We start from the raw sequence: 26,192 nt of genomic DNA on the forward strand, positions 1-26,192 counted from the left end.
CCGAGGCCAACCGGTGGCCGGACAACCGAGTACGGGGGAATTCGTGACGTTCGATGCAGAATGGGCGGCGCTTCGCGCGGAGTCTGCGCAACAGGTCGATATGCGACTCAATGGTGTCGACGACGGCAAGACGAGGCAGAGCGGGCCGCGTGATCCCGATCTGAGCGTCAATCAAGACGACCTGGGTGCTGTCGGGCACGATGCGTACGACTTGCGCACCAGGGTGTCGAAGGAGGGCGACCACGCCCGGCCCGCCACTTTCGAGGCGGCCATCGGACTGACCAACGGCAATTTTGCCAGCGGATCGGCGCTGCTCAAGGTCCACGACCGGTGGAACACGCACCTGAAGACTCTCCTCGATGCCTGTGCGCAGATCTCGGATCACCTGAACTACACCAAGGCCGCGCACGCGAAGGACGACGTTCAGATCGGCGGCGATCTGATCTCTGTCTCCAAGCTGAATGAGTACCTGAAGTAACCGCGGGGGAATGCACATGCTCACATTCGAGGACATAGTCGATGCACCCGTCGCCAAACTCAAGGCGGCGGCTGACGACTGGTCGGAGATGGTCACCAAGCTGGACCGGCTGGCCGAGGACGCCAATGACGGCATGAAGACCAAGGCTGACAAGGCCGAATGGGAAGGCGTCAACGCGGGCGTCACCAAGGGGTTCATCAGCAAGACGGCCAAGGAGTTCAAGGACGCCGCAGCCGAGGCCAAGGGCGTCAAGCAGATCCTCGAGGACGCCCACACGGCCATCAAGAAGGCCAAGGACGACCTGATCGGCATCCGCGACGACGAGGGGCCCGCGGCCGGTATCCATGTCGACGCCAAGGGGAAGGTCACAGCTCGGTACCCGTTGGAAGAATCCGGCATCTCACCGAACCAGGATCCCGACTACTTCGAACTTCTGGGCCGGCAGAGGAAGACGATCGAGGCATGGCAGAAGAAGATCGACCTCATCGTCGACAACTGCAACGACACCGACGTCGCTTTCAAGAACGCCCTTGAGACGAACGTCACCGAGGGCCCCGATTTCAGTGCACCGAAGTACACGAACCTGGACCAGGAGGAGGCGGCCCGGGCTGCCGCACTCGCTGCCAAGGGCCACGACATCACGCACACCGAGCTGCAGGCGCTCAACGAACTGCTGCACGACAACAGCAAGTCCCGTGAGTTCTCGAAGGACTTCTACGAGAATCTCGGCCCGAAGAAGTCGCTCGCTTTCTTCGGGCAGTTGTCGACGGACACGTACGAGCGCGGCAAGGTCGACAAGGAGCGCCTGAAGGACGTCCAGGACCTTCAGAAGAATCTCGGTCTCAACCTGGCCACTGCCTCGCAGGACAAGAACTTCACCGCTGAGTGGGGGCCGGCGCTGCGCAAGCTCGGTACCGAGCGCATCCCGCTGGCCAAGCACGACTACGGCGGTCCGTTCGGCTACCAACTGCTCGGCGGGATCATGCGGTACGGGAACTACGACGCGAAGTTCCTCAATCCGATCGCCGAGCACGTGGCGCAGCTGCACCAGAAGGACCCGTACATGTTCGCCGGCAACAAGATGGTGAACAGCCCGTTCAAGAACCCGTTCAATCCGTCGGGTGTCAACGGCTCGGGCTACGACCCGACCACCTCCATGCTGGAGGCGCTCGGACACAGCCCGGACGCGGCGAAGCACTTCTTCACCGACCCGCCGACCGCGTACAACGAGGACGGCACGATCAACAAGGGCGCGACGGCCGATCTCGGGAAGAAGGACGGCCAGCTCATTGACAACTACCTCGACTTCTTCGGTAACGAGAAGTGGGATTCCTTCGGCGACGTCGACTCGCTCGACCGGAAGGAGCAGGAGGGGTCACTCGGCTATATGCCGGACGCACTCGGGCACGCGCTGGAGTCGGCGACCCTCGGGTACCCGTACGACAGTCCGGACGCCGGTGTCGTGAGGGACGCGGACAACGCCACTGTCATGCGGGACGTCATGGAGAAGTACGGCTCGGACGCAGGTCTGCTCAAACGGCAGGAGGCGATGGCCGACAGCCTTGGGGTCATGGGCGCCGGGTATATCGACAACATCAACTGGTCGCTCGACAAGAACGACCCGGGCAGCATCTTCGCTCCGGGTAAGAACCCGGGAGGGCACCTCGACTTCTCCGCCGAGAACGGTGACGGCATCAGAGACAATGGAAGAGACGTCGCGCGTCAATTTCTCAGCACCCTGGGCCAGCACCCGGATGCGTACGCCACGGTCTCCAACGCCGAACAGATCTACACCTCCAGCATGCTGGAGCATCAAGTGGACTCGAACGGCGTGCCCAACACCGGTGCTGCGCGGGCGGTGGTGAGCACCGGTGCCGAGGTGCAGGGCATGCTCGACCAGTCCCGTGCAGATCAGGTCGTGGCATCGCACATGAAGATGCAAGAGGATTACGAGAAGGCCGTGGCCGCACGGTCCGGCTGGATCGAGTTCGGAGCCGGTGTGGGGGTCGCCGCAGGGGTCGCATTTCTGCCACCGGTCGCGGCCGCAGGGGCGGCGGCAACGCTCATCACGCTGGGCAGTGATACCGCCGGCGGAGCCGTGGAGCATGTAATCGGTCAGTTCATCGGGGATATCTCGGACCAGTCCGTGGATGAGCACAAGGAAAAAGTCGAGGAACTCACCCGTGAGGAGAAGACCAGGGTGTTCCGTTCCGGCGAGTCCATGGCTGAGGCGCCCATGGAAGGGTTCCTTCAGCGGCATACGACTGCTGCCGACACCGATTTCCGTCAGGACTTGAAGGAGTCGATGAGGCTTGGATACGCGGTGGGCAACGATCGTGAGGACCAGCAGGGCAATGATCCAGAGACCGGGGACTGAGTCGGGAATGGTGCAGGACGAGGCCCGAAGGTGAGGCGTGTGAGAGCAGGACAGTTGAGGCGGGCATGGTGCATTACCGGCTTGGCCATGGTTGTCGGTGTCGGGGCGACCGGGTGCGGCGGCGAGGAGAAGACGCCGGATTACGTCAGTGCGGAGGAGGTGTGCGATGGCCTGTTCAAAGGCACTCTGGCGAAGACGATCGAGTCCGTCACGGGGGCGACGTCGTTCGCCTGGACCAATCCGGATGGTATGGACCGGGTTGTCGATGCACTCAAGGCCGGGTACGAGTCCGGTCATCGCTGGGCCGGAGGTGACACGTTGTGCCGACTTTCCCCGGAGGGCGGTGGGAGAACGAGCCGGGCAGGAATCGCGTTTTCCATGTACGCGCCGCAAGACGTGGGCGATCTGCGTCTCCCGGCGGGCGGGCGGCTCTACACCATGGGGAAGCAGTCCGAGGCGACTCCCATGTCTGCTTCTCTCTACTTCGAGTGCGTGAGCCCTCAGTTCAAGGGGTCGAAGGAGCGTCCGATGCGCATACTCGGAAACTTTGGCCGACCGAAGGACGTTCAACAGAGCATGCCTGATTCCCGTGAAGTAAATCTCACGGTTATCCATGCCGCGTCCCTTGCCGTGGCACAGAAGCTGCAGTGCGAGAACAACGGCGGGCTGCCGGAGAAGCCCGTGCTGAAGCCCCGGACCTGACACGGGCCCGGGCTGCCGGCCGAACTTCTGCGGGTGGCAGGGCCGGGGTACCGGCGAGGACGTGTGGCGCAAGGCCGGGTTCACGACGGAGGACGCTGTCTGGGAGGCCTTGGCCCGTGCTCCGGACGAGGGAAAGCCGCCCGCCCCGGAACTTCCCCGGGGCGGGCGGCTTCGTCTGCGAGGCCGTGACCGGATTCGAACCGGTGTAACTCGAGTTGCAGTCGAGCCCCTGAACCACTCGGGCACACGGCCGTGTGCTTCGTGCGCTTCTTGCTGATGTGACGACCGTAGGGGCGTGGGCGGGCGCGCTCAAGGGTGCGGGCCGCGGTGCAATGCGACTGCCATACGGCGTTCATGCTCGGCACCTCGGTCCTACGACCAAGGGACGAGCGCGCAACCGTCTCACGACAGGGGCCAAGGCGGATCTTGCCCCTTACTCTTGGGCTCATGACCGCCCTCGAACCGCGTGACGCCGATGTCTCGCCCCGCCCCGTGGACACCCCCGTCGTCGCCGAGTCCGAAGGGGTGCTCGGGCGGACCTATCGGGCGCTCAGCATCGGCGTCGTCTCCGTCGTGTTCCTGATCGCCTTCGAGGCGACGGCCGTCGGGACCGCGATGCCGGTTGCCGCCCGTGAGCTGCACGGCATTCCGTTGTACGCCTTCGCCTTCTCCGCGTACTTCACGACGAGTCTCTTCGCCATGGTGCTCTCCGGGCAGTGGGCGGACCGGCGCGGGCCGCTGGCGCCGCTCGCCGCCGGGATCGGTGCTTTCGGGGCCGGGCTGCTGCTGTCGGGGACGGCGGGCAGCATGTGGACGTTCATCGCCGGGCGGGCGGTGCAGGGGCTCGGGGGCGGGCTGGTGATCGTGGCGTTGTACGTGGTGGTCAGCCGGGCCTATCCGGAGCGGATCCGGCCCGCGATCATGGCTGCCTTCGCCGCGAGCTGGGTCGTCCCGTCCGTCGTGGGGCCGCTCGCCTCCGGCAGCGTGACCGAGCATCTGGGATGGCGCTGGGTCTTTGTCGGGATTCCGGTTCTGGTGGTCTTTCCGCTGGCCCTCGCGCTGCCCGCGATCCGGCGCATGGCGTCCGGGCCCGTCGATCCGTCGGCACCCGTCGAGCCGTACGACCGCCGGCGCATCGGGCTGGCGCTCGGCATTTCGGTGGGGGCCGGACTGCTGCAGTACGCGGGGCAGGAGCGGAACTGGTGGGCGCTGGTTCCGGCCGCCGCGGGTGTCGCCCTCCTCGTTCCCGCCGTACGGGGGCTGCTGCCCGCGGGCACCGGGCGGGCGGCACGCGGTCTGCCGTCGGTGGTGCTGTTGCGCGGGGTCGCCGCCGGGTCGTTCATCGCCGCCGAGTCCTTCGTACCGCTGATGCTGGTGACGCAGCGCGGGCTGTCCCCGACGATGGCCGGGCTGTCGCTCGCCGCCGGGGGCGGGACCTGGGCGCTCGGTTCGTACGTCCAGGCCCGGCCGCGCTTCGAGCCGCACCGGGAGCGGCTCATGGTCGCCGGCATGGTGCTGGTCGCCGCGGCCATCGCGGGAGCGCCCTCGGTGCTGATCGCGGCGGTGCCGGTGTGGACGGTGGCCGTGGCCTGGGCCGTCGGGTGCTTCGGCATGGGCATGGTGATCGCTTCGACGAGCGTGCTGCTGCTGAAGCTGTCGGCGCCGGAGGAGGCGGGGGCCAACTCCGCCGCGCTGCAGATCTCCGACGGGCTGTCCAATGTGCTGCTCCTGGCGGCGGGGGGTGCGGCGTTCGCCGCGCTCGGCGGCGGCGCGGTGGGGGCCGCGCACGAGGCCGTGGAGACAGGGGCGTCCGGGGCGCATCCGGGCGCGTTCGCCGTGGTGTTCCTGCCGATGGCGGGGGTGGCGCTGGTGGGGGCGTGGGTGGCGGGGCGCGTGCGGGTCAAGCCTTAGTACCGACTGGTAACGCTCCGTACCGTCTGTTCACGGCCGGCCTGAATGTGCGGTTCACCGGTGAAGAGCTGGATGTATTGCGTGCGCGTGCCGAGCGGGAGGGGCGAAGCGTGCGGTCTTCTGCCCACGACGCGGTGATCACCGCCATCAGCGCACACGCACGCCTCTTCGACGGGGCAGCGGATCATGTACGGACATCCGCTGGACGCGGACTCCGATGCGGACGAAGCCGAGCGGTACGTGCTCGACGTGTGCCAGAAGGCGCTGGACATGCCCAAGATCGCGGAGCCGCTGCCCGGGTTCGCCAGGTGGACGTTCCCTGTGAAGACGGTCTCAGTGGTCCCGAACCACGGTTCGTTCATACGGGGTTCCGGCCGGGCCCCCGGTAAGGTGGCCCGGTTGTCGTATCGCGCACGAGCCCGTCCCGGCCCGTGCGGACAGCGCCCCACGTACCCGAGAGCCCCGAACCGGAGACCGTGACTACTACCGCCTCCCACCACCTCTCACCCGCCTTTCCCGGCCGCGCCCCCTGGGGTACGGCCGGGAAGCTGCGAGCCTGGCAGCAGGGCGCCATGGAGAAGTACATCCAGGAGCAGCCGCGCGACTTCCTCGCGGTCGCCACGCCCGGCGCGGGGAAGACCACCTTCGCGCTGACCCTCGCGTCATGGCTGCTGCACCACCATGTCGTGCAGCAGATCACCGTCGTCGCGCCGACCGAGCATCTGAAGAAGCAGTGGGCGGAGGCGGCCGCCCGGATAGGGATCAAGCTCGACCCCGAGTACAGCGCGGGGCCCGTGAGCAAGGAGTACCACGGGGTCGCGGTGACGTACGCGGGTGTCGGCGTCCGCCCGATGCTGCACCGCAACCGGTGCGAGCAGCGCAAGACCCTTGTGATCCTCGACGAGATCCACCACGCCGGTGACTCGAAGTCGTGGGGCGAGGCCTGCCAGGAGGCGTTCGACCCGGCGACCCGGCGGCTGGCGCTCACCGGTACGCCGTTCCGGTCCGACACGAACCCGATCCCGTTCGTCGTGTACGAGGAGGGCAACGACGGGATCCGGCGTTCCTCGGCCGACTACACGTACGGGTACGGGAACGCCCTCGCCGACGGCGTCGTCCGCCCCGTGATCTTCCTCAGCTACAGCGGCAACATGCGCTGGCGCACCAAGGCCGGTGACGAGATCGCCGCCCGGCTCGGCGAGCCGATGACCAAGGACGCCATCGGGCAGGCCTGGCGGACCGCGCTGTCGCCCACCGGAGACTGGATCCCGAACGTCCTCGCGGCCGCCGACAAGCGGCTGACCGAAGTGCGCAAGGGCATTCCGGACGCGGGCGGGCTCGTCATCGCGACCGATCAGGAGTCGGCCCGCGAGTACGCCAAGATCCTCAAGAGGGTCACCGGCGAGAAGGCGACCGTGGTCCTCTCCGACGAGAAGGCCGCGTCGAAGAAGATCGACAAGTTCAGCGAGGACGACTCGCGCTGGATGGTCGCGGTCCGGATGGTGTCGGAGGGCGTCGACGTGCCGCGCCTCGCGGTCGGCGTGTACGCCACCACCATCTCGACCCCGCTCTTCTTCGCCCAGGCTGTCGGACGTTTCGTGCGATCGCGCCGGCGCGGCGAGACCGCCTCCGTCTTCGTGCCGACCATCCCGATGCTCCTCGACTTCGCCAACGAGATGGAGGTCGAGCGGGACCACGTCCTCGACAAGCCCAAGAAGGGCAGCGACGAGGAGAACCCGTTCTCGGAGGAGGACAAGCTCCTCGCCGACGCGGAGCGGCTGGAGGACGAGGAGACCGAGGAGCAGCTGCCCTTCGAGGCGCTGGAGTCCGACGCGGTCTTCGACCGGGTGCTGTACGACGGTGCCGAGTTCGGTATGCAGGCGCACCCGGGCAGCGAGGAGGAGCAGGACTACCTGGGCATCCCCGGGCTGCTCGAACCCGACCAGGTGCAGCTGCTGCTCCAGAAGCGGCAGACCCGGCAGATCGCGCACAGCAGGCAGAAGCCGGCCGGGGAGGCCGACCTGCTGGAGAAGCCGGCCGAGGCCCGGCCGGTGGTCACGCACAAGCAGCTGCTGGGGCTGCGCAAGCAGCTCAACACGATGGTGTCGGCGTACACGCACCAGAGCGGCAAGCCGCACGGTGTGATCCACACCGAGCTGCGGCGGGTCTGCGGCGGTCCGCCGAGCGCGGAGGCCACGGCCGGGCAGATCCAGCAGCGGATCAAGAAGGTGCAGGAGTGGGCCACGCGGATGGCGTGAGGCCGTGGGGCCCCCGGCCGTGAGGTCCTGAGGGCCGTGGAGTGACGGGTACCGGCCCGGGACGGGAGTCTCCTCCGTCCCGGGCCGGCGTCGTACATGCCCGTGGGGGATACGACCCCGGCGCCGGAACGCCGTCCTCCGCCCGGAGACCCGGCGATGGGCGCGATCCCGGGCGGTGCAGCGCCGGTGGGCGAAAAAAATTGTGCGACATGCGTTCACGGTGAGTTAACGATGGTTCACTTGCGTGCACGGAGCGTCGCGGAGGCGTCGGCCGACCTGGACGCGCGTAGATCGTCAGGATTCCAGCTGCGCCCCGCTGACCGGCACTTATGGGTCCGCGGCCGCACCCCTTTTCCGCGGGCGCCCGGATTCTGGACGAGGTCTTCCGCTGAGCGGACTGGCTCGCTACTGTCCAAAAAATGTGAACGCCCCGTGGCAGCGCCGCCGCGGAGCGCAGTCGGTGCCTTGGCCGCCGGCGGCCTCTCCGTGCGTCGCCGTGGGACCGGCGTCGCACACGGTAAGGGTGCCGCCACCCACCACAGAGGAGAGGGCGTCGTGACCGCGGAGACCTCCCAGACGCTCGACCGGGGACTACGCGTCCTCAAGCTGCTTGCCGATACCGACCATGGGCTGACCGTCACCGAGCTGTCCAACAAGCTCGGCGTCAACCGCACGGTGGTCTACCGACTGCTTGCCACTCTGGAGCAACACGCCCTGGTGCGACGCGACTTGGGCGGCCGGGCCAGGGTGGGTCTGGGCGTGCTGCGCCTGGGCCGCCAGGTGCATCCGCTCGTACGGGAGGCCGCGCTGCCCGCGCTGCGCTCCCTCGCCGAGGACATCGGAGCCACTGCCCATCTCACCCTGGTCGACGGCACTGACGCACTGGCGGTCGCGGTCGTCGAACCGAGCTGGACCGATTACCACGTGGCCTACCGGGCCGGCTTCCGCCATCCGCTCGACCGCGGGGCGGCGGGCCGGGCGATCCTCGCCGCCCGCGCGAAGCCGGTGGCCGAACCCGCCTTCACCCTCACTCACGGCGAACTCGAAGCGGGTGCGAGCGGCGCAGCGGCGGCGCTGATGGGTGTGACGGGGGTCGAGGGGAGCGTGGGTGTGGTGATGCTCGCGGACGCCGTACCGGAACGGGTCGGCCCGCGGGTCGTCGACGCGGCCCGCGAGGTGGCGGACGCGCTGCGGTAGTGCCCGGGCCGTTCCCGTGTCGCCGTTGCGCCCTCGGACGCCGGACGGGCCGGGTCCGGCGCCCATGAGTGCCGTGCGGGCCGGGGGCGGCCGCACCCGCCCTCCGCCCCCGGCGGTTAGATTGGGCGGGTGCTCACTCGTCTCTCGCGCCCCGGCGCCCTCGCCCTCTGCGCCCTGCCCGTCGTCGCGCTGTTCGGGGTCGCCGCCTTCGCACCGCTGCCGTTCACGCTGGCGCAGCCCGGCACGACCGCGAACGTGCTGGGGGACGTCCGCGGCACACCCGTGATCAGCATCAAGGGCGCGCCGGCCCGGGCCACCAGCGGAGAGCTGCGGATGACGACGATCATCGCGACCGGGCCGACCGCCGATGTCGGGATGGGCGATGTGATCGACAGCTGGTTCCGGACGGACCGTGCGGTCCTGCCGCGCGATTCGGTCTACCCGACCGGCGGCTCCGAGAAGGAGATCGAGAAGCACAACCTCGAGGACATGCGGGAGTCGCAGAACTCCGCCGTCGACGCGGCCATGAAGTACCTCGGCAAGGCCCCCGGCTCGGTGGATGTGACCTTGCGTCTCGCGGATGTGGGCGGGCCGAGTGCCGGCCTGTTCTTCGCGCTCGGCATCGTCGACAAGCTCGACGGCGACGGCTCCGGCGGCGATCTCACCGGCGGCCGCACCGTCGCCGGTACCGGCACGATCGAGGCGAACGGCAAGGTCGGCGCGGTCGGCGGGGTCTCGCTGAAGACACAGGCCGCCAAACGTGACGGGGCGACCGTCTTCCTCGTCCCCAAGGCCGAGTGCAGGGAGGCGGGCGCCGAACTCCCCAAGGGGCTCAAGCTCATCCCCGTCACCACGCTGGCGAATGCCGTGTCCTCGCTGAAGGCGCTGGAACAGGGCCACAAGGTCCCGAGCTGCTGACGCCGGAGGCGCACGGCCGGACTGCCCGGACCGCCCGACCGCGACCGTGACGGAGGTGTTCCGCCATGTCGGTGGGGCGTCCGGCCTTCACCCCGGCGGCCGGGCCGCCGCCCCGTACCCCCTCGGAGGCGCTCCGCGGGGTGCAGCCTGAGCGGCGGGCCCGTGGCCGAGACGGAGTCGGCCCAGAGAGGGCGGCGAGGCGGACTGCAGAGATGCAAAGGTCGCCTTGCAACGCTTCTTTGCAAGGAGACCTTTGTAACTCCCTGCCGCGCCTATCCGTTCTTGATGAAGCCCTCCCGGATCAGCCAGTTCTTCGCCACCTGGTGCGGGTCCTGCCCGTCCACGTCCACCTTGGCGTTCAGCTCCTGCGCGACCCCCGTCGTCAGCCGCTTGCTGAGCGGGTCCAACAGGCCCGCGATTTGCGGGTACTTGTCGAAGGTCGCGGTGTGGACGATGGGCGCCGCGTTGTAGTTGGGGAAGAAGTGCTTGTCGTCCACGAGGACTTCGAGGTCCATCGCCTTGATCCGGCCGTCCGTGGTGAACACCTCGCCCAGCAGGCAGGAGTCGGACTTGGACACCTGCGTGTAGATGATCCCGGCGTCCATCTTCTTGATGTTGCGGGGCGGGATCGACATCCCGTACGCCTTCTCCATGCCCGGAAGCCCGTCGTCGCGCGAGGCGAACTCGTTCTCCACGCAGACCGTCACCGCCGCCGGGTCCATCTTCGCCAGCGCGGCGACGTCGGAGAGCGTCCTCAGGTGGTACTTCGCGTTGTTCTTCCTGCTGATGGCAAGTGCGTAGGTGTTGTTGAGGGTGGACTGCGGCAGCCAGGTCACCCCGTTCTTCCGGTCCTCGTCCCGGACCGCCTCCCACTGCTTCAGCGGATCGGTGATCGGCTTCGCATGGCCGAGGTACGTGATCCAGGCGGTGCCCGTGTAGTCGTACATCGCGTCCGCGTCGCCCTTGATGATGGCTTCGCGCGCACTGATCGACCCGGGCAGGTTCGTCCGGTCCAGGACCTCGGCTCCGGCGGCCTTGAAGATCAGGCCGATCATCTGGCCGAGGATGATGTTCTCGCTGAAGTTCTTCGAGGTGACCGTCAACGAGGCGCCGTCCAGCGGCTGTCCCCGGCCGACGGATCCCGGCACGACGTCGTCGACCATCGGCGAACCGCTCTTGAGCCCGCAGCCGGCGAGGGCGGCGGCGAGGGTGGCGGCGAGCGCCAGAGCCGTGACCGAACGGGCCCCGGTCCTCGGTACCGCTCCCTTCTCCGTACGCATCACCGTACCTCCAGCCCGCGAGGCGTCAGCGCGACCTCGACGAGGGAGGCCAGCCAGTCCACCAGCAGCGCGAGCACCACCGTCAGCACGGAGCCGAGCACGAGCACCGGCATCCGCTGCGTCTGGATGCCCGAGGTGATCAGGTCCCCGAGCCCGCCGCCACCGCCGAACGTCGCCAGGGTCGCCGTACCGACGTTGAGCACCAGCGCCGTCCGTACGCCGGCCAGGATCAGCGGGACGGCGAGCGGGAGTTCGACCTTCGTGAGCGTTCCGATCGCCGACATGCCGATGCCGCGCGAGGCCTCGACCAGGTTCGGTTCGATCGCCTTCAGACCGGCCACCGTGTTCGAGAGCACCGGCAGCACCGCGTAGATCACCATGCCGATGATCGCCGTACTCGGGCCGATGCCCAGCCAGATCACCAGCAGCGCCAGCAGCCCGATCGCCGGGGTCGCCTGCCCGATGTTGGCGACCGCGGTGACCATCGGGGCGCCCTTGCGGAGCCTGCGCCGGGTGAGTGCGATCCCGAGCGGGATGGCGATGATCAGCACCCAGAAGGTGGAGATCGCGGTCAGTTTGACGTGCTGCCACCAGCGCAGCTGCACATTGCCGCCGGAGAGCGAGTTCTTCGCGATCGAGTCGAGGGGGACGTTGGTGATCCACAGATAGGTGAGGACGAGGATGATCGTCAGCGCGGCCGGGACCAGTACCAGCTTGCGCCAGGTGATCCGGCGCGGCGGCCCCGCGGGCGGCGGGGGTTCCTCCTCCTCTTCGTGGTAGGCATGGCCCCGCACGTCGAGCTCGCCGGGCGGCCGGGTCGGCGGCCGCTGCTCATCGGGCTCGGGGGGCAACACCCGGTTGGGACTCATGCGTCCGCACCGCCCCCCTGCTCCTGCTCGGTCTGGTGGGCGCGCAGCTCCTCCAGATCGTGCTGGTGCTCCATGGCGGCGAGCCGGTCGGCCTGCAGGAGTTCATGGACGGAGTTCATCAGGGTCTCCATGTCGACGACCCCGATGAACTCGCCGCGCCGCCCGGTCGCCGCGACCCGGCCGCCGCTGTCGGTCAGCACGGCCTCCAGCGCGTCGTGCAGCGTGGCGTCCAAGGTCACCGTGTCGTGGACCAGCTGCCCGGCGCGCGCCAGCGAGCCGCGCGCCCGCATCAGGTCGCCGCGCCGCAGCCATTTGTACGGACGGTTCCTGCGGTCCAGCATCAACAGCTCGTTGTGCGGGCCGCTGCGCAGCTTGTTGAAGATCGACTGGAGCGGATCGTCGACGGTCACCGTCGGAAAGTCGGCGATCCCCACATCCCGTACGCGGGTGAGGTTCAGCCGCTTCAGCGCCGCGCCCGCGCCGACGAACCCGGAGACGAAATCGTCCGCCGGGTTGGTGAGGATCGCCTCCGGCGTGTCGAACTGCGCGATGTGCGAACGCTCCCGAAGGACGGCGATCCGGTCACCCAGCTTGATCGCCTCGTCGAAGTCGTGGGTGACGAACACGATCGTCTTGTGCAGCTCGTGCTGGAGCCGGATCAGCTCGTCCTGGAGATGGTCGCGGGTGATCGGGTCGACGGCGCCGAAGGGCTCGTCCATCAGGAGCACCGGCGGATCGGCGGCCAGCGCCCGCGCCACGCCCACCCGCTGCTGCTGCCCGCCGGACAGCTGGCGCGGATAGCGCCCGTGGAACTCCCGCGGATCCAGTCCGACCAGATCGAGCATCTCCTCGACCCGGTCCTTCACCCTCGACTTCGACCAGCCGACCATCTTCGGTACGAGGGCGATGTTCTCGGCGACCGTCATGTGCGGGAAGAGCCCGGACGACTGGATCGCGTATCCGACCTTGCGACGCAGTTTCACCGGGTCGATGTCGGTGACGTCCTCGTCGTTGATCCTGATCCGGCCGGACGTCGGCTCGATCAGCCGGTTGATCATCTTCAGGGTGGTGGACTTCCCGCAGCCCGACGGGCCGACGAAGATCACTGTCTCCCCGGCCTTGATGTCCATCGAGACGTTGTCCACGACCGGGTTCGGATTGCCCGGGTAGCGCTTGGTCAGCTCCTCCAGCTGGATGGTGGCCCCCGAGGTGGCGGCAGGTGTCCCGGCGGCTTCGGCGGCGGTCTCAGACACGGATCCCCCTGGGAATGGTCAGCCGCCCGAGCAGGACGTACGCGGCGTCGAAGAGCAGGGCGAGGATGACGATCCCGAGCGTGCCCGCGAGGACCTGGTTGATCGCGTTGGCGCTGCCCAGCGAGGCGATGCCGCGGAAGATCTCGTTGCCGAGGCCGGGCCCCGAGGCGTACGCGGCGATGGCGGCAATGCCCATCAGCATCTGTGTCGACACGCGGATCCCGGTGAGGATCGGCGGCCAGGCGAGCGGCAGTTCCACTCTGCAGAGCCGGGCGATCGGTGACATCCCGATGCCCTTCGCCGCGTCGACGAGGGACGGATCGACGCCGCGCAGCCCGACGATGGAGTTGCGGACGACGGGCAGCAGCCCGTACAGCGTCAGGGTGATCACGGTGGGCGGAACGCCCAGCCCGACGAGCGGGATCAGCAGACCGATCGCGGCGAGGGACGGGATGGTGAGGATCGCCGCCGTCGACGTGATGGCCAGCGAGCCGCCCCAGCTGCTGCGGTAGGTGACGATCCCGATCAGGACGCCGAGAACGGTGGCGATGACCATGCACTGGAAGACGGCGCTGACGTGCTGGTACGCGTCGGTGAGCAGCTGCTGGTGCCTGTTGACCAGATACTCCCAGAAGCTCACACGGCACTCCTCGGCTCAGTCGCTGTCCCCCGCGGCCTGCTCGACGAGCGGGATGAAGCGCAGAGGAACGGGGTTCTCCATGACGATCGCCGTGGAGGCGCGGACAATGCCATCAAAACCGACAACCCGGTCGATCACCCGCTGAAGGTCGGCGTTGGAACGGGCGACGAGCCGGCAGAGCATGTCCCCGTGCCCGGTGGTGGTGTGCAGCTCCAGCACCTCGGGAACGCCGCTCAAATGGGCCCGTACATCGGCGCCTTGGCCCTGTTTGATCTCCAGTGTGGCGAAGGCGGTGACGGGGTAGCCGAGTGCCGCCGGATCGACGTCCGGGCCGAATCCGCGGATGACGCCATTGGACTGAAGCCGGTCGAGCCGTGCCTGCACGGTCCCGCGCGCCACCCCGAGCCGGCGGGACGCCTCCAGCACGCCGATCCGCGGTTCGCGGGCGAGCAGCACGATGAGCCGCCCGTCCAGATGATCGATCGCCACGCGAGTCCCCCTCTGGTCACCCTGTACACATAGCCCGCTCATTCCAGCAGTCCCATGGACAGATTGCCCAGCGAACGTGCGAACTATTGCGCACCTTGCGGCGCGGAGGGAGCCTTCCTTCATGACTGAGACGCTGCACAGCACCCCTGACACAGCCCGGCAGGCCGATCCCTTCCCGGTCAAGGGAATGGACGCCGTAGTCTTCGCCGTGGGCAACGCCAAGCAGGCCGCGCACTACTACTCGACCGCCTTCGGCATGAAGCTCGTCGCCTATTCCGGGCCGGAGAACGGCAGCCGCGAGACCGCCAGTTATGTACTGACCAATGGTTCGGCACGCTTCGTTTTCACCTCCGTCATCAAAGCATCCACCGATCACGGCCGCTTCCTCGCCGAACATGTCGCCGAGCACGGCGACGGCGTGGTCGACCTGGCCATCGAGGTCCCGGACGCGCGGGCGGCGTACGCGTACGCCGTCGAGCACGGCGCGCTGGGTGTCACCGAGCCGTACGAGGTCAAGGACGAGAACGGCACGGTCGTGCTGGCCGCGATCGCCACATACGGCCAGACCCGCCACACCCTTGTCGACCGCACGGGTTACGACGGCCCGTACCTCCCCGGCTTCGACGCCGCCGCCCCGATCGTCGAACCCCCCGCCAAGCGCACCTTCCAGGCCGTCGACCACTGCGTCGGCAATGTGGAGCTCGGCCGGATGAACGAATGGGTCGGCTTCTACAACAAGGTCATGGGCTTCACCAACATGAAGGAGTTCGTGGGCGACGACATCGCCACCGAGTACTCCGCCCTCATGTCGAAGGTCGTCGCCGACGGCACCCTGAAGGTGAAGTTCCCGATCAACGAACCGGCGATCGCGAAGAAGAAGTCGCAGATCGACGAGTACCTGGAGTTCTACGGCGGCGCGGGCGTCCAGCACATCGCCCTCGCCACGAACGACATCGTCGCGTCGGTCCGCGCGATGCGCGCCGCAGGCGTCCAGTTCCTGGACACCCCCGACTCGTACTACGACACCCTCGGCGAGTGGGCCGGCGAGACCCGCGTCCCCGTGGAGACGCTGCGCGAGCTGAAGATCCTGGTCGACCGCGACGAGGACGGTTACCTGCTGCAGATCTTCACGAAGCCGGTCCAGGACCGCCCGACGGTCTTCTTCGAAATGATCGAACGCCACGGCTCGATGGGCTTCGGCAAGGGCAACTTCAAGGCCCTCTTCGAGGCGATCGAGCGCGAGCAGGAGAAGCGCGGCAACCTCTGAGCCCAGCGGCTCGTACGCCGAGGCGGGGACCCCGACCGGTCCGGGACCCCGCCTCGCGTGCTGCCCCCGTCAGCGGCCGCCGGGTGCCTGTGAGGCCGCGGACGAGGGCCCCTTCTGCGGGTTGCCTGCGGGGGGCCGGCCCTCGTCGTCCAGGGCCTGCAGAGCCTTCTGGGCCTTCGGGGCCGACAGCGGGTTGAAGTGGGGGTTGAGGCTCAGGGCCTCTTTCAGATGGCGGCCGGCCTGGCCGTACTTCTTCAGCCGCTGTTCGATCATGCCCAGGTGGTACGCGTAAAGCGCCGTCCGGCCGCCCGTGGCTGCCGCCTGCTGTGCGTACTCCAGGGCGCTCTGCGAGTCGCCCGAGCGGTGCAGCGCCCAGGCCAGCGCGTCCGCCACCGCCGCGCTGTGGTGCTGCCGGTTCCACTCCGCCCGCAGCAGCTCCACCGCTGCCGACGCATCACCGTGGTCGGCCTCGAAACGGCCGAGGAGGAGCGTGTCGTCGACGCCGTAGCCGTTGTCGCGGGTCAGGGTCTTCTGGAGCCGGCGGTACTGGCCGCGGGCGCCTCCCTCCAGGCCCAGCGACTCGTACAACTCGCCCAGTTCCAGCATGTATTCGGGGCGCGGCAGCTTGGACAGGGCCGCTTTGTAGTCGTGCTGCGCATCGTCCGTACGGCCCAGGGCCACCAGCGCCCGTGCCCGGCCTGCGAGCGACGGGTGGTGGGTGCCGTCGGTCCGCAGTGCGGCGCTGTACTGGGTCACCGCCTCCTCCGGTCTGCCCTGCTCCCAGGCCAGTTCGCCCAGCCGGTACAGGCAGTCCGCCTTCTCGGCGGGTGCGGTGGCCTGGTTCGCCGCACCCTTCGCGGTGGCGAGCGCCTCCGCGCTCCGGCCCTGGTTCCGGTACATCTGCGCGGCCTGCGAGAGCGCCGGAACGCCCGAGCGCAGCGCCCGGAACCGCTCCACCGCCCGGCCTGCCGCGGTGTACTGGCCGAGCCCGTTGTACGCGTCGATCAGGGCCGGGTACACGGTCCAGTCCTGCGGCTGCCGGGTCCGGACCGTCTCGCCCCACTTCCGCGCCTCGACGAAGTCGTGCCGCGCGTTGGCGAGCGCCGCCAGCCCCACCCAGGCCGCCGTGTTGCCGCTCTCGCCCGGCTGTACGTCCAGCGAGCGCTGCAGCGCCTGCTCGGCCCGCCGGTAGTACGCCGCGTCCGCGGAACGCTGCCCCCACTCCACGTAGGCCGCGCCGAGCACCGCCCACGAATGTGCGTCGGACGGATGCGCGCCCACCCAGCTCTTCCGGTCCCCGATCAGTGCCGTCAGATCGGCGAGGGAGGAGGGGGAGCCCGCGTTCGTGGCTGTCAGCGCGCGCGAGACCGCTCCGGGCGCGGGCGGCGGCGCGGCCTTCTTGTCGTCGTCCGGTACGGCCACGACCGCACCCGCCACCAGCACGGCAGCCGCGACCATGCCGAAGGCCGCCCTGCGCAGCGTCGTGGACAACGAGGGGGGCGGCAGTTCCTCCAGCGATGCCGGGTCCGGGTCGAGCGGGGGTTCGGGATCGGCGGGCGGGGGCGTCTGCGGGGGGTCGTCGCACGGATCGGCTGAGGGGAGCGCGTGATCCTTCTTGGGGGACTCCGGAGGCTGCTGCGGCATGACGTCCATGCCGATCACTCTGCGTCAGTGCGAAGATCACACCGCGCCTTGGGAACGCTGCCGCAGACGGGTTCACACCTTTGGCCCCGGGTGTCACGCTTGGATCATGGATGATCTTCTTGAACGACTGCGCGCGGGCCTTCCCGTCGAGGCCCTGATCACCGATCCGGACGTCACCGCCTCGTACGCCCACGACATGGCGAGCTTCTGCGACGCGGGCATTCCCGCTGTCGTGGTCCTGCCCCGCACCGTCGAACAGGTCCAGCACGTCATGCGCACGGCGACCGCGCTACGTGTCCCGGTCGTCCCGCAGGGCGCCCGTACCGGACTGTCGGGCGCGGCCAACGCCTCCGACGGCTGCATCGTGCTGTCCCTGGTGAAGATGGACCGGATCCTGGAGATCAGCCCGGTCGACCGGATCGCCGTCGTGGAGCCCGGCGTCATCAATGCCGTGCTCTCCCGCGCGGTGAACGAGCACGGGCTCTACTACCCCCCGGACCCGTCCAGCTGGGAGATGTGCACCATCGGCGGCAACATCGGCACCGCGTCCGGCGGACTGTGCTGCGTGAAGTACGGGGTCACCGCCGAGTACGTACTCGGCCTGGAAGTCGTCCTCGCCGACGGGCGGCTCCTGACGACCGGCCGCCGGACGGCCAAGGGAGTCGCCGGCTACGACCTCACCCGGCTCTTCGTCGGCTCCGAGGGCAGCCTCGGCATCGTCGTCGGTGCCGTGCTCGCCCTGAAGCCGCAGCCGCCGCAGCAGCTCGTCCTCGCCGCCGAATTCCCGTCCGCGGCAGCCGCCTGCGACGCGGTCTGCCGGATCATGGAGCGCGGTCACACCCCGTCACTCCTCGAACTGATGGACCGTACGACCGTCCGCGCTGTCAACGCGATGGGCCACATGGGCCTCCCCGAGTCCACCGAGGCGCTGCTGCTCGCCGCCTTCGACACCCCCGACCCCACAGCCGATCTGGACGCCGTCGCCGGACTGTGCACGGCCGCGGGCGCCACCGAGGTGGTCCCCGCGGCCGACGCCGTCGAGTCCGAACTCCTGCTCCAGGCCCGCCGGATGTCGCTGACCGCCCTGGAAGCAGTCAAGTCCGCCACGATGATCGACGACGTGTGCGTACCGCGCTCCCGGCTCGGCGCCATGATCGAGGGAACGGCGGCCATCGCGGAGAAGTACGGCCTCACCATCGGCGTCTGTGCCCACGCCGGCGACGGCAACACCCACCCCGTCGTCTGCTTCGACCACACCGACGCCGACGAATCCCGGCGGGCCCGCGAGTCCTTCGACGAGATCATGGCGCTCGGCCTGGAACTCGGCGGCACCATCACCGGCGAGCACGGCGTCGGCATCCTGAAGAAGGACTGGCTGGCCCGCGAACTCGGCGAGGTGGGCGTCGAGATGCACCGCGGCATCAAGGCGGCGTTCGACCCGCTGGGCCTGCTCAACCCCGGCAAGGTCTTCTGACCTCCGCGGACGGCAGGGCATCAGGCCTCGCCGTCCGCCGGCTCGTCCGACGGCCACAGGTCGCTCATCCACAGGTCGTCGGCCGGCAGCGGCGCGAGCAGTTCGGCGAGACCGGCGTCGATGCCGAGCAGCGCGGACTCGGTACCGGGCGGCACCAGGCGCAGCGTCCGCTCCACCCACGCGGCCACGGCGGCGGACGGCACCTCCAGCAGCGCGTTGCCGTCGGGCGAGGTCAGCGCCATGCAGATGACGCTGCGCCGGTCGACCTTGGCCGGCCAGATCCGTACATCGCCGTGCCCGCACGGCCGGAACACGCCCTCGACCAGCAGAGCGCGGGCGAACGTCCAGTGCACGGGGGATTCGGAACCGATGTGAAAGGTGATGTGCACGGCGTACGGATCCTCCGTGCGATAGGTCAGCCGGGCCGGCACGGGGATGCTGCACTCGGGCGACAGGACCAGCTTCAGCTCCAGTTCGCGTTCCACCAGGGTGTCCATGGGATACGTCCTTTCGGTGCCGGTGAACCGGTCCCCTGACCGGCCCGCACAGGGAGAGAGCGCCCTCCCCGCCACCTATTACGCGACTTCCGGAAAAAACTTCACGGCGACCGGAAAGTGCCCCAAACGCCGGGACTGGCCCGGGGGTACGCGGCTGTCTGGTAGATGTGGACCGTTGACTTGAAGCTTCGAAGAGATACGGGACCACGGTGATGAGCGCCCCAACCCCGGCACCCGGTGACGACAGGCCCCGCGAGGGGTATTACCCCGACCCGTCCATTCCCGGATATGTCCGGTACTGGAACGGCGCTTCGTGGGTGCCCGGCACCAGCCGTCCCGCGCCACGGCAGGGCGAGTCGGCTCCCGAGACGCCCGCCGGCGCGGCCCCCGCACCGCAGCCGCGGTCCGAACAGCCTCCGGTGCCGGCACCGGAACCCGCGCAGGCATCCGGTCCGACGTACGCACCGGTGGACGAGACCGGTCCGGTCTTCCTCGACGAGGAGCCGTACGACTCCGACCGCCCCGAACCCTCGTCCGCCTGGCAGGCCGACGCCTCCCGGCAGACCGGCTTCGGCGGCGAACGCGACCGGCGGGTGTCCTGGGGCGGTACCGGGCAGCCCGGTGACGAACGGGGAGCGGGCGAGCAGGGCGGAGCCGGAGCACTGGGCCGCGATCCGCGTACGCCGGCGGGGCGTGCCCCCGCCGACCGTGCCCCGGGTGACGACGCGCCGGCGGACCGGGTTCCGACGGATCCGCGCAGGCCGTCCATGCCGGACCCCACGGGCGGCGCACTGCCGGGTATGCGGGACGGCGGCGGCCATGCCCCCGAGAACACCGTCGCGATCCGCCCCACGGGCAAGGGCGGCCGGTCGGCCCGGTCCGGCAAGGCCGGGGAGGAAGCTGGGAACGGGACGATGTCGATCCGCGCGGTCGGCTCCGGCGCCACCCCGCAGGCACCCGCGCCTGCTTCCACGCCCGCACCCGCGCCTGCCCCGGCGTCCCATGGTCCGATCGCTCCGGGACCGGGCGGCGGCGCCTCCTCCTGGGCGCAGCAGGTCCATCAGCTCGCCACCCCTCAGCAACAGCAGCCGCAGCAGGTCCCGCCCCAGCAGCAGCAACGCCAGCCGCAGTTCGGCAGCCCGCAGATGGCTCAGCGTGCCCGGCCCGCCCAGCCGGATCAGCCCGTCGTGCCCTGGAAGCCCCCGGTCAACGACCACTTCCAGCAGCTCGCCCAGGCCCAGGCGGCGGCCCGCCCTGCCGGGCTCGGCAAGCGGTTCGCCGCCCGGCTCATCGACACGGTCGTGCTGGGCGCGCTCGTCGGCGCGGTCGCGTACCCGCTCGTCACCCGGGCGATGGACCACATCGAGCAGAAGATCGACGCGGCGAAGCTGTCCGGGCGGACGGTCACCGTCTGGCTGGTGGACTCCACGACATCCGTCCTGTTCGGCGGGGTACTCGCCGCGTTCCTGGTGCTCGGCGTGCTGCTGGAGGCGCTGCCGACCGCGAAGTGGGGGCGCACGCTCGGCAAGAAGCTCTGCGGACTGGAAGTGCGGGACATCGAGTCCCATGACGCGCCCGGCTTCGGGGCGGCGCTGCGCCGTTGGCTGGTCTACGGTGTGCTCGGCATCCTGGTGATCGGCGTGCTCGACGTGATGTGGTGTCTGTTCGACCGCCCGTGGCGGCAGTGCTGGCACGACAAGGCCGCCCACACCTTCGTGGCGGACTGACCCGCCGGCGTCCGATGCCCGGCGGGCCCGCAGGACTGACGGCCCGTCGGGTGCGGGGCAGCGGCGCCGTGCCGCGTTCCCCCGAACGCACCTGAGCCGTTGCGGGCACCCCCGGGCCGGGGTGCACTGCCCCCATGAGCAACGATCAGCCGACGCCCGGCCAGCCGCCCGAGGACGACCCGTTCCTCAAGAAGCCGCAGGAGCCCCCGTCGGGTTCCGGGCAGGGGCCGGGGCACGGGCCGGGCGCAGGTTCGGGGCCGGGGTCGGGATCGCCCTACGACGGTGCTCCGCCGCCCCCTCCGCCCCCTCCTCCGCCGTACGATCCCGGAGCCTACGGCGGCGGCCCGTACGGCGGCACGGACCCGCTGGCGGGCATGCCGCCGCTCGCCGAGCCCGGCAAGCGGATTCTGGCCCGGCTGATCGACTTCCTGATCATCTCGATCCCGCTGTATCTGATCTCGTTGCCGTTCGGCGGTGCGGTCGAGATGTCGAACAGCAACGACGACAACGTCGGCGATGTCTTCAACCAGACCTACAGCGGGCATCAGCTGCTCTGGTCACTGATCGCGCTCGTGGCCTACGTCGCGTACGACACGTACTTCACGCACAAGGACGGCCGCACCATCGGCAAGAGGCTGTTCAAACTCCGGGTCGCGATGCTCAACGACGGCCGGGTGCCGGACACCAGCGCCTCGTTCCTGCGGGCCGTGGTGCTGTGGCTGCCGGCACTGCTGTGCTGCCCGTGCCTGTGGTGGCTGATCAACATCGTGCTGATGTTCACGGACAAGCCGTACCGGCAGGGGCTGCAGGACAAGGCGGCCAAGACGGTGGTGGTCACGGCCGTATAGCCGGGCGCCGGTCAGCGGCGCAGGGAGTGCTCGCCCACGCGCCCGGCCGGGATCCTGGTCCGGTGGACGTCGTCGACGGCGACCTCCTCCGCAGAGGTACCGGAAGTGGCGGTGGGGACGGCAGGGTTCGTACGAACCCCGGTTGCCGTCCTCGCCGCCTTCCGCGTTTTCGCCCGCAGCGGCGCGGGTACGGTGACGGCCACCAGCAGGCCGAGCGCCATCGCCGCCGTGCCTATGACGACGATGCCGATGCCCGCACTGGTACGGGACAGCAGCAGCATGGCGAACGTCGAGAAGACGACGGTGACCGATCCATAGGAGAGCTGTGCAGCAGTGGGACGCGGCATGGCGGTATCCGTCCTCGGGGCGTCGGATGGGCAGTCTCTCAACGCGGTCGCACTGTGAAGCGACTCTACGACGGTGGATGCCCGGGCGGAACCGCTAGTAAGCGTGACCTAACCCACGGTACCGGTGCACGGGGGGCGCACTGAGTCATCCGCCGCTCCAAAGGGGGCCTGCGGCGCGCCGTGCGGCTGTCCGGCGGTCGTTCGGATACCGGAATGTGGCTTACACATAATGCACTTGGCCTGTTCAAGTCAAGGTCTGTCTTTTCTCCCGTAACTCCGGTCGAATGTCGTCACTTGTGATGCGTATCCGCGTGCGGCCCCTCCATACTCCCGAGGCTGCAGCCGCGGACGCCGGGGAGGACAGCATCAAGTGACCACTAAGAGACGGGCGTTTCGCGCCACAGCGGTTGTCGTGGCCATGGCCGCGACAGCCGCGACGGCGTCGGCCTTCGCCACCGCCCAGGCCGACGCGAAGTCGTCGGGCGCGGGAAGCTCCATCGTCGACCGCCGTGATCCGGGGTCGGGCAAGGGCAACGCGCACGACCTGGAGGGCCCCTACAGCAAGCAGCAGGACGCGCAGCGTCAGGCCGCCCTGGAGCAGGTCATCGCGGGCGACAAGAAGGTGACGACGCGCGACGGTTCCAAGGTCGTCAAGCTCGACGACAAGAAGTACGTCGAACTCGGCCGTGAGAAGACGGACAAGATCTTCACGGTTCTGGTGGAGTTCGGCGACCAGGTCGACAACACCACCATGTTCGACCCCGACGGTGACGGCCCCAAGCCGCCCGTCAAGAAGTACGGCGGCACGCCGGGCCCCCTGCACAACACGATCGCCAAGCCGGACCCGGCGAAGGACAACAGCACCGCCTGGCAGGCCGACTACAACCAGGCCCACTTCCAGGACCTCTACTTCGGTGAGGGCACCGGGAAGAACTCGCTGAAGACGTACTACGAGAAGACGTCCTCCGGGCGCTACTCGGTCGACGGCGAGGTCTCGGACTGGGTCAAGGTCCCGTACAACGAGGCCCGTTACGGCTCCAACTACTGCGGTTCGTCCAACTGCGCCAACTCCTGGGACATGATCCGGGACGGCGTGAACGCCTGGGCCGCCGACCAGCAGGCCAAGGGCCGTACGCAGGAGCAGATCAAGGCGGATCTGGCTCAGTACGACCAGTGGGACCGTTACGACTTCGACAACGACGGCAACTTCAACGAGCCCGACGGTTACATCGACCACTTCCAGATCGTCCACGCCGGTGAGGACGAGTCCGCCGGTGGCGGCTTCGAGGGCGCGAACGCGATCTGGGCGCACCGCTGGTACGCGTACGGCACCAACGCCGGCGCGACCGGTCCGGCCGACAACAAGGCCGGCGGTACGCAGATCGGTGACACCGGCATCTGGGTCGGTGACTACACCGCGCAGCCCGAGAACGGCGGTCTGGGCGTCTTCGCCCACGAGTACGGCCACGACCTCGGTCTGCCGGACCTCTACGACACCACCAACACCGCCGAGAACTCGGTCGGTTTCTGGTCCCTGATGTCGGCCGGCTCCTGGCTCGGCACCGGTAAGAACGCCATCGGTGACATGCCCGGCGACATGACCGCCTGGGACAAGCTGCAGCTGGGCTGGCTCAACTACGCCTCGGCCAAGGCCGCGACGGACTCGGTCCACAAGCTGGGTGTCTCGGAGTACAACACCAACGACAAGCAGGCGCTCGTCGTCACGCTGCCCGACAAGGCTGTCACCACCGCTGTCACGACGCCCGCCGAGGGCTCCAAGCAGTGGTGGAGCGACATGGGTGACAACCTCAACAACACCCTGTCCCGTTCGGTCGATCTGACCGGCAAGTCCACGGCGTCCCTGGACCTCTCGGGCTGGTGGGACATCGAGAAGGACTACGACTACCTCTACACCGAGGTGTCGGAGAACGGCGGCACGAGCTGGACCGCGATCGACGGCACGGCCGACGGCAAGGCGATCCCGCGCGACGCCAGTGACAAGCCGGCCCTGACCGACGTCTCCGGCAAGTACCAGAAGCTCTCGTACTCGCTGAACGCCTACGCGGGCAAGAAGATCGACATCCGGTTCCGCTACACCACCGACGGCGGCGCGGGCGGTGTGGGCTTCGCGGCCGACACCATCGCGGTCAACGCCGATGGCGCCGCGCTCTTCTCGGACAACGCCGAGGGTGACGACAACGGCTGGACGGCCAAGGGCTTCTCGCGGGTCGGCGCGTCGTTCACCAAGGAGTACCCGCAGTACTACCTCGCGGAGAACCGCCAGTACGTCTCGTACGACCAGACCCTCAAGGTCGGCCCGTACAACTTCGGCTTCTCCACGACCCGTCCTGACTGGGTCGAGCACTACCCGTACCAGAACGGTCTGCTGATCTGGCTCTGGGACACCTCCCAGAAGGACAACAACGTCTCCGCCCACCCGGGCAAGGGCCTGATCCTGCCGATCGACGCGCACGCCAAGCCGCTGAAGTGGGCCGACGGCACCGTCATCCGCAACAAGATCCAGCCCTTCGACGCGCCGTTCAGCTGGTGGCCGACCGACGGCTTCACGCTGCACAAGGCCGACGTGGCGGTCAAGATCAAGCCGCAGCTGGGTGTCCCGGTCTTCGACGACCACAAGGGCACCTACTGGTACAAGGAGAACGAGACCGGAAGCGTGAAGGTCGCTGACACCAACACGCGGATCACGATCGTCAGCGAGCCGCTCAGCGGCTCGACGATCACGGTCAAGGTCGGCGCTTCGCACCGATAATCTCGCATCACCGCAGGTCAGAAGATGATCGGCCGTCGCCCTCTAGCGGGCGGCGGCCGATCGTGTTTAGGTGCCTCTTGTTCGCATTCTTATTGACACGATGTCTCATGGGGGAGCGCGGAGCATGGCAGGCGGAGGATTCAGCAAGCTGCCGAACGGCAGTGTGGTGGTCGCGATCACGCTGACCGGCCCGGCGGACGGGACAGGTCCGGGTGCGCCGGTCCGCGTCCTGGTCCATGCGGCCAACCGGGCCCGTGCCCTGACGCGCCTGCGCAACCTGGGCCTGCGGGCGGTCTACCTCCGCGGCAACGCGGAACCCCCCACCCCCGACGAGATCACCGCGGTCCTGCACCACCCCGACGGCCTCCTGTGGCGGGCCAGACCGGAGCGGGCCCAGGAACTCTGGCACCCGATAAGAACGCTGCTGTCGCCGCCCCGAAGCGCCGCGCACATCCAGGCCCGCCCTGCACACCCGGGCGTCACACCGGCAGCGTCCGGACCGTCCGGCGCCTGAGTATCGGCCCCGGGCGATCACGGCCTGCACATGCGGGCGCCACGCCGGCACATCCGGTCCGTCGAGGGGCCCAGCACGGCTTCGGGGCCCGGGCGAGCTCGACGGCACAGCGGCCGCGGGCGACCCCGGCAACCATCCCCCGCCTACACCACCGGCTTGCCGGAGAGCTCCACCCCTGCGTCGCGGAGCTCCTCCAGCGCCCGCCCCGTGGTCCCCGCGGAGACACCCGCCGTCAGGTCCAGCAGCACATGCGTCGTGAACCCCTCCCGCACCGCGTCCAGCGCCGTCGCCCGCACGCAGTGGTCCGTGGCGATGCCGACCACGTCGACCTCCGTCACACCGCGGTCCTGCAGCCACCGGGCCAGCCCCACCCCGTTCTCGTCGAGGCCCTCGAAGCCGCTGTACGCCGCTGCGTACGCCCCCTTGTCGAACACCGCGTCGATCGCCCCGGAGGCGACCGCCGGGGCGAAGTTCGGGTGGAAGCCCACCCCCTCCGTGCCGGCGACACAGTGCGCCGGCCAGGTGCGCTCGAAGTCCGGCTGCGCGGAGAAGTGGTCACCCGCGTCGACATGGTGGTCCCGGGTCGCCACCACATGGCGGTAACCGGCCTGGGCCTCGCCGATCAGGTCGGTGATGGCGGCGGCGACATCGGCGCCCCCCGCCACCGCGAGGCTGCCGCCCTCGCAGAAGTCGTTCTGAACGTCCACGACGATCAACGCGCGATGCATGGCG

The 26,192-nt window shown here is 69.0% G+C and carries 22 protein-coding genes, 1 tRNA gene and 1 pseudogene; 14 read left to right on the forward strand and 10 right to left on the reverse strand.

All coding sequences use genetic code 11. From position 1 onward, the window contains the following. Window positions 1–100: 100 nt before the first annotated feature. The 3 genes from OG878_RS24765 to OG878_RS24775 all read left to right on the forward strand — a co-directional run bounded on the left by OG878_RS24765 (window position 101) and on the right by OG878_RS24775 (window position 3,557). On the forward strand, window positions 101–478 hold the full coding sequence (locus OG878_RS24765) for a hypothetical protein (protein WP_443049269.1): 378 nt from the start codon (window positions 101–103) through the stop codon (window positions 476–478). Between the two features lie 16 nt (window positions 479–494). Further along, a complete protein-coding gene (locus OG878_RS24770; RefSeq protein WP_328888802.1) occupies window positions 495–2,855 on the forward strand; it encodes a hypothetical protein in 2,361 nt (786 codons plus the stop codon). Between the two features lie 87 nt (window positions 2,856–2,942). Continuing rightward, entirely contained in the window at window positions 2,943–3,557 is a 615-nt protein-coding gene (locus OG878_RS24775) for a hypothetical protein (protein ID WP_328891372.1), read from the forward strand. Window positions 3,558–3,737: 180 nt separating this feature from the next. On the opposite strand, the gene OG878_RS24780 is transcribed toward OG878_RS24775, so the two are convergent. Further along, a tRNA-Cys gene (locus OG878_RS24780) sits at window positions 3,738–3,809 on the reverse strand. A 195-nt stretch (window positions 3,810–4,004) separates the two neighbouring features. Here OG878_RS24780 and OG878_RS24785 point away from each other — a divergent pair. The 5 genes and pseudogenes from OG878_RS24785 to OG878_RS24805 all read left to right on the forward strand — a co-directional run bounded on the left by OG878_RS24785 (window position 4,005) and on the right by OG878_RS24805 (window position 9,841). Then, window positions 4,005–5,468 carry an MFS transporter gene (locus tag OG878_RS24785; RefSeq protein ID WP_328888803.1) on the forward strand — a complete coding sequence of 488 codons (1,464 nt, stop codon included), beginning with the start codon at window positions 4,005–4,007 and terminating at the stop codon, window positions 5,466–5,468. Between the two features lie 192 nt (window positions 5,469–5,660). Continuing rightward, window positions 5,661–5,777 (forward strand): annotated as a pseudogene (locus OG878_RS24790) (death-on-curing protein); the annotation flags it as partial. A gap of 167 nt (window positions 5,778–5,944) precedes the next feature. Beyond that, window positions 5,945–7,726 carry a DEAD/DEAH box helicase gene (locus OG878_RS24795; RefSeq protein ID WP_328888804.1) on the forward strand — a complete coding sequence of 594 codons (1,782 nt, stop codon included), beginning with the start codon at window positions 5,945–5,947 and terminating at the stop codon, window positions 7,724–7,726. 555 nt (window positions 7,727–8,281) lie between these two features. Beyond that, the gene (locus OG878_RS24800; RefSeq protein WP_277326443.1) at window positions 8,282–8,923 is read left to right on the forward strand and encodes an IclR family transcriptional regulator; all 642 of its coding nucleotides are present in this window, start codon (window positions 8,282–8,284) and stop codon (window positions 8,921–8,923) included. Window positions 8,924–9,052: 129 nt separating this feature from the next. After that, window positions 9,053–9,841, forward strand: coding sequence for a S16 family serine protease (locus tag OG878_RS24805; protein ID WP_328888805.1), 789 nt, complete (start codon window positions 9,053–9,055; stop codon window positions 9,839–9,841). 272 nt (window positions 9,842–10,113) lie between these two features. On the opposite strand, the gene OG878_RS24810 is transcribed toward OG878_RS24805, so the two are convergent. The 5 genes from OG878_RS24810 to OG878_RS24830 are packed head-to-tail and all read right to left on the reverse strand — an operon-like array spanning window position 10,114 to window position 14,372. Next, window positions 10,114–11,121, reverse strand: coding sequence for a glycine betaine ABC transporter substrate-binding protein (locus OG878_RS24810; RefSeq protein ID WP_328888806.1), 1,008 nt, complete (start codon window positions 11,119–11,121; stop codon window positions 10,114–10,116). Continuing rightward, the gene (locus OG878_RS24815; protein WP_328888807.1) at window positions 11,121–11,990 is read right to left on the reverse strand and encodes an ABC transporter permease; all 870 of its coding nucleotides are present in this window, start codon (window positions 11,988–11,990) and stop codon (window positions 11,121–11,123) included. Before OG878_RS24815 ends, OG878_RS24810 begins: the two co-directional genes overlap by 1 nt. After that, window positions 11,987–13,243: an ABC transporter ATP-binding protein gene (locus tag OG878_RS24820; RefSeq protein WP_328888808.1), complete on the reverse strand. Its 1,257-nt coding sequence runs from the start codon at window positions 13,241–13,243 to the stop codon at window positions 11,987–11,989. Before OG878_RS24820 ends, OG878_RS24815 begins: the two co-directional genes overlap by 4 nt. Continuing rightward, the gene (locus tag OG878_RS24825) at window positions 13,236–13,883 is read right to left on the reverse strand and encodes an ABC transporter permease (protein ID WP_328888809.1); all 648 of its coding nucleotides are present in this window, start codon (window positions 13,881–13,883) and stop codon (window positions 13,236–13,238) included. Before OG878_RS24825 ends, OG878_RS24820 begins: the two co-directional genes overlap by 8 nt. Window positions 13,884–13,898: 15 nt before the next feature. After that, a complete protein-coding gene (locus OG878_RS24830) occupies window positions 13,899–14,372 on the reverse strand; it encodes an Lrp/AsnC family transcriptional regulator (RefSeq protein WP_328888810.1) in 474 nt (157 codons plus the stop codon). 121 nt (window positions 14,373–14,493) lie between these two features. Here OG878_RS24830 and hppD point away from each other — a divergent pair, with 121 nt between their 5' ends. Continuing rightward, window positions 14,494–15,639, forward strand: a complete 1,146-nt coding sequence (gene hppD / locus OG878_RS24835) for a 4-hydroxyphenylpyruvate dioxygenase (RefSeq protein ID WP_328888811.1) — start codon at window positions 14,494–14,496, stop codon at window positions 15,637–15,639. Between the two features lie 69 nt (window positions 15,640–15,708). On the opposite strand, the gene OG878_RS24840 is transcribed toward hppD, so the two are convergent. Then, window positions 15,709–17,292, reverse strand: coding sequence for a tetratricopeptide repeat protein (locus OG878_RS24840; RefSeq protein WP_328888812.1), 1,584 nt, complete (start codon window positions 17,290–17,292; stop codon window positions 15,709–15,711). A gap of 97 nt (window positions 17,293–17,389) precedes the next feature. Here OG878_RS24840 and OG878_RS24845 point away from each other — a divergent pair, with 97 nt between their 5' ends. Beyond that, a complete protein-coding gene (locus tag OG878_RS24845) occupies window positions 17,390–18,757 on the forward strand; it encodes an FAD-binding oxidoreductase (RefSeq protein WP_328888813.1) in 1,368 nt (455 codons plus the stop codon). A 20-nt stretch (window positions 18,758–18,777) separates the two neighbouring features. Here OG878_RS24845 and OG878_RS24850 read toward each other — a convergent pair whose 3' ends face one another. Next, window positions 18,778–19,254, reverse strand: a complete 477-nt coding sequence (locus OG878_RS24850) for an SsgA family sporulation/cell division regulator (protein WP_328888814.1) — start codon at window positions 19,252–19,254, stop codon at window positions 18,778–18,780. A gap of 212 nt (window positions 19,255–19,466) precedes the next feature. Here OG878_RS24850 and OG878_RS24855 point away from each other — a divergent pair, with 212 nt between their 5' ends. Continuing rightward, window positions 19,467–20,981: an RDD family protein gene (locus OG878_RS24855; RefSeq protein WP_328888815.1), complete on the forward strand. Its 1,515-nt coding sequence runs from the start codon at window positions 19,467–19,469 to the stop codon at window positions 20,979–20,981. A 134-nt stretch (window positions 20,982–21,115) separates the two neighbouring features. Next, a complete protein-coding gene (locus OG878_RS24860; RefSeq protein WP_328888816.1) occupies window positions 21,116–21,829 on the forward strand; it encodes an RDD family protein in 714 nt (237 codons plus the stop codon). Window positions 21,830–21,840: 11 nt separating this feature from the next. On the opposite strand, the gene OG878_RS24865 is transcribed toward OG878_RS24860, so the two are convergent. Then, window positions 21,841–22,176: a hypothetical protein gene (locus tag OG878_RS24865; RefSeq protein WP_328888817.1), complete on the reverse strand. Its 336-nt coding sequence runs from the start codon at window positions 22,174–22,176 to the stop codon at window positions 21,841–21,843. A gap of 370 nt (window positions 22,177–22,546) precedes the next feature. Between OG878_RS24865 and OG878_RS24870 the strand changes: the two genes are divergently transcribed. Together OG878_RS24870 and OG878_RS24875 are read left to right on the forward strand one after the other, a co-directional pair. Then, window positions 22,547–24,946, forward strand: coding sequence for an immune inhibitor A domain-containing protein (locus tag OG878_RS24870; protein WP_328888818.1), 2,400 nt, complete (start codon window positions 22,547–22,549; stop codon window positions 24,944–24,946). Between the two features lie 124 nt (window positions 24,947–25,070). After that, window positions 25,071–25,460 (forward strand): hypothetical protein, encoded by a 390-nt coding sequence (locus OG878_RS24875; RefSeq protein WP_328888819.1) that lies wholly within the window; start codon window positions 25,071–25,073, stop codon window positions 25,458–25,460. 143 nt (window positions 25,461–25,603) lie between these two features. On the opposite strand, the gene OG878_RS24880 is transcribed toward OG878_RS24875, so the two are convergent. Further along, window positions 25,604–26,188 carry an isochorismatase family protein gene (locus OG878_RS24880; protein WP_328888820.1) on the reverse strand — a complete coding sequence of 195 codons (585 nt, stop codon included), beginning with the start codon at window positions 26,186–26,188 and terminating at the stop codon, window positions 25,604–25,606. Between the last annotated feature and the right edge of the window lie 4 nt (window positions 26,189–26,192).

Source organism: Streptomyces sp. NBC_00316 (assembly GCF_036158715.1).
Taxonomy (GTDB): domain Bacteria; phylum Actinomycetota; class Actinomycetes; order Streptomycetales; family Streptomycetaceae; genus Streptomyces.

Coding starts and splice junctions, on each gene's coding strand:
- OG878_RS24865 (WP_328888817.1), bottom strand. CDS start 22,176: ATGCCGCGTCCCACTGCTGCACAGCTCTCCTATGGATCGGTCACCGTC.
- OG878_RS24855 (WP_328888815.1), top strand. CDS start 19,467: ATGAGCGCCCCAACCCCGGCACCCGGTGACGACAGGCCCCGCGAGGGG.
- OG878_RS24815 (WP_328888807.1), bottom strand. CDS start 11,990: ATGAGTCCCAACCGGGTGTTGCCCCCCGAGCCCGATGAGCAGCGGCCG.
- OG878_RS24880 (WP_328888820.1), bottom strand. CDS start 26,188: ATGCATCGCGCGTTGATCGTCGTGGACGTTCAGAACGACTTCTGCGAG.
- OG878_RS24775 (WP_328891372.1), top strand. CDS start 2,943: ATGGTTGTCGGTGTCGGGGCGACCGGGTGCGGCGGCGAGGAGAAGACG.
- OG878_RS24845 (WP_328888813.1), top strand. CDS start 17,390: ATGGATGATCTTCTTGAACGACTGCGCGCGGGCCTTCCCGTCGAGGCC.
- hppD (WP_328888811.1), top strand. CDS start 14,494: ATGACTGAGACGCTGCACAGCACCCCTGACACAGCCCGGCAGGCCGAT.
- OG878_RS24840 (WP_328888812.1), bottom strand. CDS start 17,292: ATGGACGTCATGCCGCAGCAGCCTCCGGAGTCCCCCAAGAAGGATCAC.
- OG878_RS24765 (WP_443049269.1), top strand. CDS start 101: ATGCGACTCAATGGTGTCGACGACGGCAAGACGAGGCAGAGCGGGCCG.
- OG878_RS24770 (WP_328888802.1), top strand. CDS start 495: ATGCTCACATTCGAGGACATAGTCGATGCACCCGTCGCCAAACTCAAG.
- OG878_RS24810 (WP_328888806.1), bottom strand. CDS start 11,121: ATGCGTACGGAGAAGGGAGCGGTACCGAGGACCGGGGCCCGTTCGGTC.
- OG878_RS24860 (WP_328888816.1), top strand. CDS start 21,116: ATGAGCAACGATCAGCCGACGCCCGGCCAGCCGCCCGAGGACGACCCG.
- OG878_RS24875 (WP_328888819.1), top strand. CDS start 25,071: ATGGCAGGCGGAGGATTCAGCAAGCTGCCGAACGGCAGTGTGGTGGTC.
- OG878_RS24785 (WP_328888803.1), top strand. CDS start 4,005: ATGACCGCCCTCGAACCGCGTGACGCCGATGTCTCGCCCCGCCCCGTG.
- OG878_RS24850 (WP_328888814.1), bottom strand. CDS start 19,254: ATGGACACCCTGGTGGAACGCGAACTGGAGCTGAAGCTGGTCCTGTCG.